Here is an 11,661-nt window from a genome sequence, read left to right on the forward strand (position 1 = left end):
CTGCTTTTTAAAAGAGTCCATTTAGCAACTTGGGTAATAGGCTATCTAGCAAAGAAGTTAAGTTTTGAGATTCCAGCTCATTGATATTTCGCCTTTCAAAAACTGATATCATATTGCTCTCGAATGTGCTTAAGAGTTCAAATGGTGGTACTAGAGTGTTAACCTTCCTCAGTTCAGTTTGCCTAATGCCGACAACCGTGGTGCCAGTGGCTCGACCTTCCAGATCAGCTTGAGCTATAGAGGTCTGAAGCCATAAGTATAAAAAACTTGGAGTCATATTTATTTTGTTTGCTCTTAATGCATATAACCTCTGGCTTAGGCAATATTTTGTGTCGTCGGCAATAAAATACATCTCTCCCATGGGCGCTTCAGAGGTCAATAAAATGTCGCCTTTTTCTATTTCGACCTTCATCCACTTAGCGTATAGCTCGTTATTAATAAAGCGGATGGTTTCATGTCTAGTAATCCTTCCACCTTTAATGTTTTTTGCTGATACAGCTGGATAGCCTTCTTCTACCCAGTCGCCTCCTAGTTTTTTTGGAGTTTTACCTCGGTGATCAATAATTGTAGATGTGACTTTGTCTAGGGTTTTTACTTCCCACCCCTCTGGAATCTGACCCAACTCCGAGTCCACCAGCGTATCCGGAAACAAAGCAGCGGTGGTTTTAAGTTGGGCTTGTTGCGCTTCGCTTAGGGTATCGTAGGCTTGGCCACCGTTAAGGGCGGCGATGGCGGCTTGCTCGGGGTTGCCTTGGGAGATGATGGCGGCCTGGGCGCTGGTCCAGCGTGGTTCTTGCTGGATTTTGCTTAGAATTTCGCTGTCGCTTTGGCCCTGCTGACGCAGCTGGGCGGCCTGATTCGCGGCGATTTTGGCGCGGGTGGGTTCGAAATCGATAAACCAGCTTTTAAATAGAGTCTGGGCGATCTGTTCCAGGGCTTGGTTGGTTTGGCGGTTGATTTCAATTTTTTCATCTAATGACTTCAATATAGAAACGACCTTAGCTTGCTCTCCTATTGGTGGAATCCGAATAGGGAATCTGGGCATTTCTTTAAGAGCGATGCGATCAACCGTTGCTCCGTGGATAGTATTTGCTCTAATTGTTTCCTGGAAGGCAGGCGATAGATATGCGTAAAGTAAGTACTCAGGAATTACTTTACTACGGTTTGGTCGAAGGAGTCCCATTCGCCTTCCTAAGCAGGCTACAATCCCACCGGGCATGAGAGCAGCATTTCCCAGTCTAGTCTCATAAGAAAAAAGCACGTCGCCCTCTTCCGGGGTAACTCTTTTTGTCCACTTCGCAAAGTCGTGTTCACTAAGGTGCGCTGACTTAGACAAGTCGAGTGAACCATTTTCTAAACTAGAAATGCTTAGAAAATAAGGGCCTTTTTCTATTTTTTTGGGTGTAGCGTGTGGTCCGTCGAAGACTTGGGCAACCTCGCCAATCGTTGTCCAATGATCAGACATCATAACCCAACCCCGCCAAGTTCTTTTTAATCTCCGCTTCTAAACGATCCGATTCTGCAAATTGCGTTTTTAGCTGGCCGGTTAAACGGGCCATCTTCTCGGCAAAGGGTTCGCCATCATCTTCTTCCGCAGCCGCACCCACATAGCGCCCCGGAGTCAGCACAAAATCGTGCTTTTGCAGCTCTTCTAATTTGGCAGCTTTGACAAAGCCTGGTACATCTTCGTAATTCTCGCCTACCTGCCAGTTGTGGTAGGTCTCGGTAACCTGGTTTAAATCTTCCTGGGTGAAATCCCGCAGTACCCGGTCTTTCATATAACCCAGGTTGCGGGCGTCGATAAACAGCACTTCACCTTGGCGATCGCGCAGCTTTCGGCCAGCGGCGGAGGTGCGCGCCCCTTTGTTTTTGCTCAGGAACCAGATACAGGCGGGGATCTGGGTATTGGTAAACAGCTGGCCGGGCAGGGCCACCATGCACTCCACCAGGTCGGCCTCAATCAGGCGCTTGCGGATTTCCCCTTCGTTATTGGTGTTGGAACTCATGGAGCCGTTGGCCAGCAGCAGGCCCATACTGCCGTTGGGGGCCAGGTGGTAGAGCATATGTTGCAGCCAGGCGAAGTTGGCATTGGCCGATGGCGGCCTGCCGTATTGCCAGCGCTTGTCATCCTCGGCGATGCCGGTATCCCACTCCTTCATATTGAACGGCGGGTTGGCCATGACGAAATCGGCGCGCAGGTCCGGGTGCTGGTCGTTGGTGTAGGTGTTGGCTGGCTCTTTACCAAAGTTAAAGTCGATACCGCGAATGGCCATATTCATCGCGGCCAACTGCCAGGTGGTGTGGTTGTATTCCTGGCCGTAGATGGAGACTTCGCCAATCTTGCCCCGATGCTCGGTAATAAAGTGCTCGGACTGCACAAAGAAACCGCCGGAGCCCATGGCCGGGTCGTACACCCGGCCCTTGAAGGGTTCGAGCATTTGCACAATCAGGCTGACGATAGACTTGGGCGTATAGAACTGGCCACCCTTCTTGCCCTCGGCCAGGGCAAACTGGCCGAGCATATATTCGTAGACGTGGCCGAGAATATCTTTGCTGTTCAGGCTCGCGTGGTTAAACGGCACCGTGGCGATCAGGTCGATCAGCTCGCCCAGTTTGGACTGGTCGATTTGCAGCTGGGTGTAGCGCTTGTCGAGTACCCCTTTGAGCTTGGGGTTGTCGGCTTCGATGGCCTCCAGAGCGTTATCAATCAGGTGGCCGACGGAGCTGATTTTGAGGGTTTTGTCCTGGCCTTTCTCGTCCTGAAAGCTGAGTTCGGCACCGCCGATTACGGCCTTGTTGTTGTCTTGCAGAAACTGCCAGCGGGCCTGATGCGGCACCCAGAAGGTATTGGTTTCCAGGTAGTAGTCGCGCACTTCCAGTTCGATATCGATTTCTGCTGCGTATTCTTCACTGTCGGCACCGCCAAAGTCCTCTGGGTCGAGGAAGTAGTCGTGGTCGGCATTGGTGAGCTGCTGCTTGAGTTCAGCGCGACGGATATCGAAGGCATCGGAGACATATTTGAGGAAGATCAGGCCCAGTACGGTGTGTTTGTATTGGGCGGCATCCAGGGTGGAGCGCAGCTTGTCGGCGGCATTCCAGAGTTTTTTCTCGAGGTCGTTGAGAAACTGTTGTTCTTCGCTGTTGGTCATTGAGTTACGACTATTGGTTAAATCTTGTGGTTGTTCGGTGTGTTCGTCAGTACTTGCATCGATTGTTGGGGCTTGCTTGAGCCGGTATTAATCGTCTTCACTAAAGTAATCGGAGTCTATGGCTTGTAGGGTCAGGGTTTCTTTGACGCTAGTACCTAGTCCATAGGTGATCATTAGGTCGGCGAGTTTGTCGCCGTCGATCAGGATAATTTTCTTTTCAATCATGCCGACAAATGCTTGGGCTTCCTGGCTAAAGCGGCTGGTGGTTATAAATACCCCTTTCTTTGCGCGGCACATATCCAATGCGCCGCAGAATTTTTGTATCTCTGGGCGGCCAATGGTGTTTTCGGTGTAGCGCTTGGCTTGCAGGTAGATACTGTCTAGTCCCAGCGGATCTTGCTTAATAATGCCATCAATACCGCCATCGGCGCTGTATTGGGTGGCAAGGCCCGCGTCTTCGGCGGTACCGCCGTAGCCCATAGCGAGCATCAGGTCGACGACTAAGCGCTCAAAGAACTGCGGGCTGCACTGCTTGATATGGGTAAGCAATTGGTCTGCCAGGGTGTCTTTGAGCTCGGCATGGGCGCTGCGTAGCCGTTCTTCTGGGGTTAGGTCGTTGTCGGTGGTGGTTGCCTGGGGTCTATCAGCGGTTTCACGGGAGCCGCGGGTGAATTCTACAAACTCCGGGTATTGGCGCAGGTAGGCGTTGCTAATGGCATTGGGGCAGTCGACCAATACTTGCCGACCGCGGTCGGTAATTTTGCAGCTACCGCGCGCGGGGATTTCGATAAGTCCTGCTTTGCCTAGATAAGTGCGGGCCCAGCCGAGACGGTTGCGGAAATAGGTTTGGCGGCCGCTGGGGAGACGCCTCTGGATTTCTTCCTGGGTTAGCTCAAAGAATGTACTTAGGCGCTCGTGCAGGTCGGCCATTTGGTGAGCACGGCCATCTTCTATGGCTGCTAAGAGCGGGCGGAAGAGTTGTTGATAACTTGGAATAGGCATTTTGATTTTGTGACGCCGTTTTAAGCGATAGAAAATACCATAAATTTTTGGGGAAGGCTGGGGTATTTGGAGACGTGGATTACTGCGTGCTGCGGCAGTGGCTTGTTGCTCCTGAGCGATGGGTTAGGGTGGAGCCATTACAGCAAAGCCCACTTAGCTAGAGTGAGGGCCTGCGTAAGCTTTACGTTGCTGGTGGAGCCCGCTTGATGAATGAGAGTGCAAACGGCTTTCAAGTTACGGCGCCTACAGAGTAAGAAATAATGGTGCTTGCAGAATAAATTGCCAGGTCTAAGCCGAGAGTGTTTTTCTCTTGGTCAAATATTTTGGACGTTTGAGCGGAGAAAATTGAGCGCTATTCAATATAGTGGGGTGGAGTATTGAAAGAACGGTATTGTCTCTTCATATTAGCAAAGACATCAGTTCATGCTGTTATTTTTGCACTGTGCTAAATAGACCAAGACTTTCATTTTTCTTCATATTTTTAAATCTTCTTTAGATGGTGTGAGTGCTTCAGGGGCTGTTTTGGTGACCCTCCCTATCCATTTTCAATAATTTTTTCAGGCACTTATAATCAGTTAAGTCTTTAAATTTTTCTGGAATGTATTTTTAAATACCCATAAATAAACCTATTAACCACGTATTGAATTATAAATTGTACGTTTTTTTCCATTTGCCTTCCGTGCGGGGGTGAGTCCATAGCTTTCCCTGATTGCGGAGAATTGTATTCTTGCACTGAAAATAAAAGTGATAAACACACTTAGATGGTACGTACGTTGCGTATAAGTAATTAGCCTATTAATTATTGTATGTATACTTGGATGAGACCTGGTTCTCAAGGTGGTCATAAAACTATTTTTTAAATTTCCTTATGATTCTAGCTCCTCATACTCCTGGATAAACTTGTAAGTCTTATCCCTGCAAGAAGCACCATGGGTTAATTATATAAAGGAGAGTATGCGTGTATCCACGTCGCCATGATCACAATGTAAAGGAGCAGAAATATAATGCTATCCGGGAAATTGTATTTGAAGAAATTCGAAATGATTTTGGTGTTAATGCAAAAGGAGTGACATTGCGAGATTGCCAGCTTGCAAATAACTGGGAGAACCTTCAAGGCAAAGGATATAGAAGAGATAGGGGTGGTTGGGATTGGGTTGAGCTATTTAAATCTTATCAAAATAAGCCAAATCGGTTCGAAATTGCTCTTACTTCAGCTGGGACATTGGGTGCGCTGGCATATGGTCAAACTTCTAGAGCCGGCTCAAAAGTACGCTTGGACTTTATTGAATCAACACCGGTAAGGCCTAGTCCTTTGGGGATGAGATCTCTTCCGGTAATCTCTGCTGCCGCGACCCTGTTCGCTGATATTGTCGGTGCAGATGAAATATGGGTAATTGAGCCTTTTGCCCATTTAGAAGAGGCTCACTACTCGGGTGGAAGGAAAGAATACACCGCACTCGAGACACGCTGTGAATACATCCCTGTAAGCTCCTAATCGGCATCCATGCCTCATAGGGTCCCAAGCGCGGTGTATTCTTTCCTTCTCCCTTTTTAGTATAAGTCAGTAGGTTTTGGTCCTCGCACCTACTACCATCAAAAGATGCCCGGACAGATGAAAAAGAGAAGGTTGTTATGAAACATGATCCAACAACAAAAGAAGGGCGAGAAGAGATAAAAAGATCTCTTAAAAAACTACGTCCAGAGATAGAAGAGCTGAAAGAGCTTGCAAAAAAAGATGTCGATAATGAGCCGAGAGGCAAGCTTACAAACCCTATTGAGATACATGTAAAAAGGATTTTAAAGCGAAATGAAGATAGATGAGATTAGAGATATTCAGTCACAATTAAAAAGTAGAAAATCTGTGCTGAAGGATAAAGCTAAGAAGGTAGAGCTTGGATTGAAGTTGATGAAGGATCAAAATCGCTTTGCTAGTGACAGTCTTGCCCTTAGTTTCAGTTAAAGTGCCAGTTTGTGCTGGCACTTTTGCATTGGATAAAAAAGCTTAGTAGCTCTACATTGAGTTTAAATCATCAATATATGCTTGCTCGAATCTAGGCCAGTCATAAAGTGCTTCTGGATTAAAATCTTGACCTTCAGGCCATTCAAGGTTGCCACCGTCATTAAGTTTAACTTTCTTGAAATACGCCTGATCTTTAAGGCTGGTCATCCATCCCTTACCTATAACTGGCTCAAAATTAATTGTTTGCTTTTTTCCATCGGCAAAATGTAATTCAATTGTATAGTCGCCTATAATATTAAAGCTCTTAATAACCCATTTTTCTAAATCAGACATATTTTACCTTTACTTCAGTGGTTCTATCTTAAAGAAGCTTGGAGTGCCAGTAGGCACATTAAGTTTATTCCAGTTTGTATGCAGTTCGGTTTTTCTAAGCTCAATCCAGGCTTCGACTAATTTCTTTTCCCTGCGAGGGAAGTTGCCTTCCATTAATTCAGCTGTAGCTATATTAAAAACTGCTTTTCTCCCTGAGTAATCTACATGTACATGTGGGAAATGATGCTTTCCCCCTATTTCCCTGTACATATAAATTACGATTCCCATAAATCTACATATCTCTGGCATTTTTCCCTCATGCTTTGACTGTCATTAAAATTTCAAAGACCTATTGCCTAACTGTAAGCATTGTTTATAGTGATAAAGCTCTTAATCTCGCTTCTTACCTATAACAACCGCGCCTCTTGTGATAGAGAAGCCAACATCACCGAGATAGGTTGACTCTGAAAAAACTTCTTTAGTATGCCCTATTGATTGCTCAGATTGCCCCTGCTGAATTGGAACAACATTAATTACGTCGTAACCATCAGCATCAAAGTCTTCATACATTTTTCTTAAGGTGTTTGAGAACTCATCTATATCTACAATTCTTTGATTGTACTGTTTTTCGACTTTCTTTCTAATCATCCCCTTTACTACATTGTCATGCGCTAAAGAAGAAATAAACCAGCTGGATATAAATTTGTTGCTCATACTTGCTCCGTGTAATTTGAACGCCTGCTTAAAAGGAAGTTTTAATTTCTTCAGTTTATACAGCCTTTTAATCCCGCTTGTAAATTACTTTGAAGTGGTGCATATCTTAATAAATTATATTTAATTATTTCCTACTTTCTTCCTTTACATCAAAGTTTAACTAATCCGTAAATGTATAGCGCCAGTCGATACCAATCTGTCTGAATCTATTGCTATGGAGCGGACTAACTTTTCTTTTTTTTAATCAGTTATTTTTTTATGTACGGGGGTGCTAACTCAGTATTCTTAATGGAGAACCCTATTAAAAATAGTTGTTGGCGCCCCCAGCTAATCCTTGCTGGTTGTTATTTGTATAGAAAAATTAGTGCCGGTCACTCCTCCCCACGCCTGCCGATTTTTGGCACTCTTTTAGTTGATGAAATGAGACTAGCGGCCCTGGCCTGAGCTGGTGCGGGGTTAAGGGCTAACCAGGATTTCACAGAATGAATACTTTTGAAGCCGTAGTTCACTAAAGCTGAAGAGGGGCAATTGTGGCCACTGGGGGGGAACGGCGCTGGACCAAAAAATTTCTATGTGGACACGATGTGGACACTTTAGTGGTTTTTGGCGTTTATTGACACATGACAGGGATAATAAAAAACCCGCGAAAGCGGGTGCTTGCGCGGGTTTTAATATGGTGCCCGGAGGCGGAATCGAACCACCGACACGGGGATTTTCAATCCCCTGCTCTACCGACTGAGCTATCCGGGCTTTGCGATCTTGCTGGGCTTCCCCTGCGTCGCGAGGCGCGTATTAAAGCCCTTCCCCGGGTCAGAGTCAACCCCTTGATTATAAAAAAGTTTTTTTTCTTTGCCGGGAAAGCTTCGGGGCCTTGTGTTACTGCTGTTCCGGCGGAACATAACCGTCGGCTGCGTCGTATTCCTCGCCGCTCAAGAACTTCATCATCTGCTCGCTCAAGTAGGCGCGGCTTGAGGGTTCCATCATGTTCAGGTGCTTTTCGTTAATCAACATGGTCTGGTGGGACATCCACTCCAGCCAGGCCTTCTTGGAAACGTTCTCGAAGATATCCATGCCTTTGGGGCCTGGGAAGGGCGGTGCATCCAGACCTTCCAATTCCTCTTGGTACTTGCGGCAGAATACGGTTCTGGACATGGACTCCTCCTGGTTTTAGTCGGCAGTGGTCGGCGTGAGCAGGGGAGCCTGCAGCGCCAGTAGTTGTTTTGCCAGCTTGACGATAGGGGCGGGTAGCCCCAGTTCCTGGGCCGCACGAGGGCGGTTTAAACGCCGCAGTTTATACCAGCCAGCGCCGCTCTCCGCCACCTGTGCTGGGACTTTGCTCAGTTGTACCCACACCGGGGAAATATCCAGGTGAAAGTGAGTGAAGGTGTGTCGCAGGGTCGGCAGGGTTTGGACGTCACTGGCACGCCAGCGCTTTGCCTTGAGCCAGTCGCTGGTATTGTCGGCTTCAGGTGGGCTCCAGAGTCCTCCCCAGATACCGCTGGGCGGACGCTGTTCCAGATAGATTTCACCTTTGTGTTCAAGCAAGAGCAGGGTGGCACTGCGCACCGGCTTTTCCTTGCGCGGTTTCTTGCCGGGGTAATCCTGTGGGTTGCCCTGGGAGTGAGCCACACAGGATTTTTTCACCGGGCACTCCTCGCAGCGTGGTTTCGAGCGGGTGCACAGGGTGGCACCCAGGTCCATCATCACCTGGGTGTAGTTGTTAACGCGTTGGTTTGGGGTATAGGTCTCGGCCAGTTGCCACAGTTGATTGGCAACTGCGGTCTGTCCGGGCCAGCCCTCCACGGCGTGAAAACGGGCCAGCACCCGTTTGACGTTGCCATCTAGGATCGGCGCCCTGAGCCCCATACTGATACTGGCAATAGCACCAGCAGTGGAGCGGCCTATGCCGCTCAATTCGGTCAGTTCCTCTACGTCCTGGGGAAACTCCCCACCGTATTCCTCCAGCACCGTCTGGGCGCATTTGTGCAGGTTGCGGGCGCGGGCGTAGTAGCCGAGGCCGCTCCAGTGAGCCAGGACTTTGTCCTGGGGAGCGCGGGCGAGACTTTCCAGAGTGGGGAAGCTCTGCATAAAGCGCTCAAAGTAGGGAATAACCGTGGTGACCTGGGTCTGTTGCAGCATGATTTCGGACACCCAAACCCGATAGGGGTTGATGTCTTGCTGCCAGGGCAGGTCTTTGCGCCCGTGTTTGTCGAACCATTTCAGGACGGCATTTTGGAACTGCTTTGGGGTCATGGGGATACTGCGGGCTGGAATCTGTGGTTGAACGCTGGAGTTGTGCACCGGGCGGGCCCCGGTGCACTTTAGCGGGGCCTTAGCGGCCGAAGAGATTTTTCAATTTTTCTTTCAGTTCGTCGACCTTTTCTTCAACTTTATCGCCATATTTCTTTTCGGCTTTGTGCTTCAGTTCTTCCCGCAGCAAGTCGTCGAGGCGGCGGCTGTCGGGTTTACAGGTGCTGATGTTCACATCGTCGAAGTCGCCCTTGCAGCGCAGCGGCAGCGGGCGGTTGCGCCAGCGCTTGTTGCGCACGGTACAGCCGTCGGCAGAGGTGCTCTCGCCCACCAGGGCCAAGCCGAGCTTGAAGTCGAAGTCCTGTTTCTTCAGGTCCACCTCTCCGTCACCGGTCAGGGCGATATTTTCGATACCGGCGAGAATTTCGCTCACATCCACCTGGTCGCCTTTCACCGCGATGGTGGCGCGAAGGTCCTGCAGTCCGGTGCTGTTGGGCCAGTCCCGGGTGGGCATTTCGGTATTTTCCGCGTAGCTGAACAGCTGGCACATGTTTTTCTCCAGATTGAATGGAGAAATCGACATTTCCTTGCTGGAAACCTCAACGGAGGCGCGCAGGTTTTTCTCTAAAGCTGTGGATGTTTTACCTTTGGTGCTGGCACTCCAGTTAACGCTGGCTTCCCCAGCCAGCTGGACTTCTTCACTGGGGAAGAGGGCAGCTTGGACCTTGCCGATATCCACATTGGTGAGACCGCCGCGCATCTGCGCCTCGGCGGACTGGGCGCGAGCGTTGAGCTGGCCATTCGTGTTCAGCTGGCCACCATAGATATCGGCGCTCAATTTTTGCAGTCGGTAGAGGCCGTTATCCACAGTGAGTTGGATTTCTGGGCTGTCCATTTGCAGGTCAGCGGCTTGCAGTTGGTCCAGTGCCAGGTTGATATTGGCGTTGAAGCCGCGCAGGTCGCTCAGTGGCAGGGGTTCTGCTGCGGGAGGCTTGGCAGCTACTGTTCTCTTTGGTTTTTCTGCAGTTTCAGTTTGATCACTCTGTGTCGCCTGCTCTCCCTGCTTTTTGCCTTCAGCGGCGGGAGCCTGCGCACTCTGTGCTTCCACTCCCTCGGTTTGTTCCGCCGAAGCGGCTCCAGCCTCATCTTCGTTCGAAGGGGGCAGATAGTTGTCCAGGTTAAAGGCGCCGCCGCGCAGGTTCAGGTCCAGCCCGGGCATTTCTGCGTTGCGCAATTGGGCGTTGCCGCTAAAGGTGACGTCGTCCAGTTTCAATTGCAGCGGTGTCAGGTCGAGCTTTTGTTCGGTACCTTCCACGCTCGCTTCGATACTCAGCTTTTGCAGTGCCGCTTTATCGCGGGTATCGATTTCGGTGCCCGTCAGTTCAAACCAGGGGCGCAGAGGGTCGGCATTGGCGTTGACGTTTAGTTGTATACGCCAGGGTTGGGTGTTGCTGTCCCTGCGCAGGTAGCCGCGCATATGCAGGCTGGCCTTGGCGCTGTTCTCAGAGGTGAGGTCTACTTGTAGCGGTTGCAGGCGCAGCCCATTGAGGCCCTCGTCCAGGGCGAGGGTACTATCAATTTTTAGCTTCAGTGGGTGTTTGAGGTCGCTGCCGGTAAGGTCTGCTGCGGCAGTGAGTTTGCCCGGCTCGCCACCCGGCACCAGGTTAATAACGCTTACCTGCAGGTCTTGGACTTTGTACTCTTTGTTAGTCTGGGCATCGCTGTAGAGCACCACGCCCTTCTCGATACGCAGCTTTTGCAGGCTCAGGTCGACCTGTTGTTGTGATGGCTCTTCCTGTTCCTTGGGGATAGAGAGTTTGGGAGGTTGCTTGCTCTGAGCTTCCAGGGCCTCGCTAATCAGCTCCCAGTTGCTGCGCCCTTCTTTGTCGACGGTGAGTTCAATTTGCGGAGCTACCAGGACTATCTCTTCGGCCTCTACTTTGCGTTGCAGTAGTGGCTTTAGGGCCACGCCAATGGCAATTTTTTCTGCTTTCACCAGAGTTTGTTTTGGTAGCTTTAATGGTGCCAGCTGTACATCTTCAAGTTGCAGGCCGAGCTTGGGCCACAGCTGCCAGCCGATATCACCTTCCAGTTGCAGGGAGATGCCCTGCTTGGCAGCGAGTTTTTCTAACTGGGGTTTGTATTGGTTGATGTCGAGTCCTGCTAACAGCCAGGCAACGGCGCCAGCGAGTAGCAGGAAAACGATTAAAAGTGCGATAAAAGTGCGCTTTATCCAGGCCATGGAGAGCATTGTCCCTGTGTATTTGTCGTGTG

Annotated in this window: 12 protein-coding genes and 1 tRNA gene; 3 read left to right on the forward strand and 10 right to left on the reverse strand. The window is 49.6% G+C overall.

Translation table 11 applies throughout. The features are described from left to right. Nucleotides 1-7 precede the first annotated feature (7 nt). The 3 genes from ACJJIN_RS18565 to ACJJIN_RS18575 all read right to left on the reverse strand — a co-directional run bounded on the left by ACJJIN_RS18565 (nt 8) and on the right by ACJJIN_RS18575 (nt 4,151). Nucleotides 8-1,468: a restriction endonuclease subunit S gene (locus ACJJIN_RS18565; RefSeq protein WP_444895724.1), complete on the reverse strand. Its 1,461-nt coding sequence runs from the start codon at nt 1,466-1,468 to the stop codon at nt 8-10. Further along, nucleotides 1,458-3,149 (reverse strand): class I SAM-dependent DNA methyltransferase, encoded by a 1,692-nt coding sequence (locus tag ACJJIN_RS18570; protein ID WP_444895725.1) that lies wholly within the window; start codon nt 3,147-3,149, stop codon nt 1,458-1,460. Before ACJJIN_RS18570 ends, ACJJIN_RS18565 begins: the two co-directional genes overlap by 11 nt. 87 nt (nt 3,150-3,236) lie before the next feature. Next, nucleotides 3,237-4,151 (reverse strand): restriction endonuclease, encoded by a 915-nt coding sequence (locus tag ACJJIN_RS18575; protein ID WP_444895726.1) that lies wholly within the window; start codon nt 4,149-4,151, stop codon nt 3,237-3,239. Nucleotides 4,152-5,109: 958 nt separating this feature from the next. Here ACJJIN_RS18575 and ACJJIN_RS18580 point away from each other — a divergent pair. The 3 genes from ACJJIN_RS18580 (at nt 5,110) to ACJJIN_RS18590 (ending at nt 6,111) form a co-directional block, all read left to right on the forward strand. Beyond that, entirely contained in the window at nt 5,110-5,646 is a 537-nt protein-coding gene (locus tag ACJJIN_RS18580) for a hypothetical protein (protein WP_444895727.1), read from the forward strand. A gap of 137 nt (nt 5,647-5,783) precedes the next feature. After that, nucleotides 5,784-5,972: a hypothetical protein gene (locus tag ACJJIN_RS18585; RefSeq protein WP_444895728.1), complete on the forward strand. Its 189-nt coding sequence runs from the start codon at nt 5,784-5,786 to the stop codon at nt 5,970-5,972. Continuing rightward, nucleotides 5,959-6,111, forward strand: a complete 153-nt coding sequence (locus tag ACJJIN_RS18590) for a hypothetical protein (RefSeq protein WP_444895729.1) — start codon at nt 5,959-5,961, stop codon at nt 6,109-6,111. Before ACJJIN_RS18585 ends, ACJJIN_RS18590 begins: the two co-directional genes overlap by 14 nt. Nucleotides 6,112-6,162: 51 nt before the next feature. Here the strand turns inward: ACJJIN_RS18590 and ACJJIN_RS18595 are convergent, their stop codons facing one another. From ACJJIN_RS18595 to ACJJIN_RS18625, 7 genes are all read right to left on the reverse strand, one after another. After that, nucleotides 6,163-6,444, reverse strand: a complete 282-nt coding sequence (locus ACJJIN_RS18595) for a DUF2442 domain-containing protein (RefSeq protein WP_444895730.1) — start codon at nt 6,442-6,444, stop codon at nt 6,163-6,165. A gap of 9 nt (nt 6,445-6,453) precedes the next feature. Further along, nucleotides 6,454-6,732 (reverse strand): DUF4160 domain-containing protein, encoded by a 279-nt coding sequence (locus ACJJIN_RS18600; RefSeq protein ID WP_444895731.1) that lies wholly within the window; start codon nt 6,730-6,732, stop codon nt 6,454-6,456. Nucleotides 6,733-6,813: 81 nt separating this feature from the next. Then, nucleotides 6,814-7,137 carry a hypothetical protein gene (locus ACJJIN_RS18605; protein WP_444895732.1) on the reverse strand — a complete coding sequence of 108 codons (324 nt, stop codon included), beginning with the start codon at nt 7,135-7,137 and terminating at the stop codon, nt 6,814-6,816. A 674-nt stretch (nt 7,138-7,811) separates the two neighbouring features. Continuing rightward, a tRNA-Phe gene (locus ACJJIN_RS18610) sits at nt 7,812-7,887 on the reverse strand. A 126-nt stretch (nt 7,888-8,013) separates the two neighbouring features. Next, nucleotides 8,014-8,289: an oxidative damage protection protein gene (locus tag ACJJIN_RS18615; protein ID WP_282930759.1), complete on the reverse strand. Its 276-nt coding sequence runs from the start codon at nt 8,287-8,289 to the stop codon at nt 8,014-8,016. 15 nt (nt 8,290-8,304) lie between these two features. Continuing rightward, nucleotides 8,305-9,390 (reverse strand): A/G-specific adenine glycosylase, encoded by a 1,086-nt coding sequence (gene mutY, locus ACJJIN_RS18620; RefSeq protein ID WP_444898274.1) that lies wholly within the window; start codon nt 9,388-9,390, stop codon nt 8,305-8,307. A gap of 79 nt (nt 9,391-9,469) precedes the next feature. After that, on the reverse strand, nt 9,470-11,629 hold the full coding sequence (locus ACJJIN_RS18625; protein ID WP_444895733.1) for an AsmA family protein: 2,160 nt from the start codon (nt 11,627-11,629) through the stop codon (nt 9,470-9,472). Nucleotides 11,630-11,661: the final 32 nt, after the last annotated feature.

The organism is Microbulbifer maximicatervae (SeqCode) (assembly GCF_052467505.1).

What these genes read in the sequence shown, in the direction of transcription:
- ACJJIN_RS18565 (WP_444895724.1), bottom strand. Translation starts at nt 1,468, where the DNA reads ATGATGTCTGATCATTGGACAACGATTGGCGAGGTTGCCCAAGTCTTC.
- ACJJIN_RS18570 (WP_444895725.1), bottom strand. Translation starts at nt 3,149, where the DNA reads ATGACCAACAGCGAAGAACAACAGTTTCTCAACGACCTCGAGAAAAAA.
- ACJJIN_RS18575 (WP_444895726.1), bottom strand. Translation starts at nt 4,151, where the DNA reads ATGCCTATTCCAAGTTATCAACAACTCTTCCGCCCGCTCTTAGCAGCC.
- ACJJIN_RS18585 (WP_444895728.1), top strand. Translation starts at nt 5,784, where the DNA reads ATGAAACATGATCCAACAACAAAAGAAGGGCGAGAAGAGATAAAAAGA.
- ACJJIN_RS18590 (WP_444895729.1), top strand. Translation starts at nt 5,959, where the DNA reads ATGAAGATAGATGAGATTAGAGATATTCAGTCACAATTAAAAAGTAGA.
- ACJJIN_RS18595 (WP_444895730.1), bottom strand. Translation starts at nt 6,444, where the DNA reads ATGTCTGATTTAGAAAAATGGGTTATTAAGAGCTTTAATATTATAGGC.
- ACJJIN_RS18600 (WP_444895731.1), bottom strand. Translation starts at nt 6,732, where the DNA reads ATGCCAGAGATATGTAGATTTATGGGAATCGTAATTTATATGTACAGG.
- ACJJIN_RS18605 (WP_444895732.1), bottom strand. Translation starts at nt 7,137, where the DNA reads ATGAGCAACAAATTTATATCCAGCTGGTTTATTTCTTCTTTAGCGCAT.
- ACJJIN_RS18615 (WP_282930759.1), bottom strand. Translation starts at nt 8,289, where the DNA reads ATGTCCAGAACCGTATTCTGCCGCAAGTACCAAGAGGAATTGGAAGGT.
- mutY (WP_444898274.1), bottom strand. Translation starts at nt 9,390, where the DNA reads ATGACCCCAAAGCAGTTCCAAAATGCCGTCCTGAAATGGTTCGACAAA.
- ACJJIN_RS18625 (WP_444895733.1), bottom strand. Translation starts at nt 11,629, where the DNA reads ATGGCCTGGATAAAGCGCACTTTTATCGCACTTTTAATCGTTTTCCTG.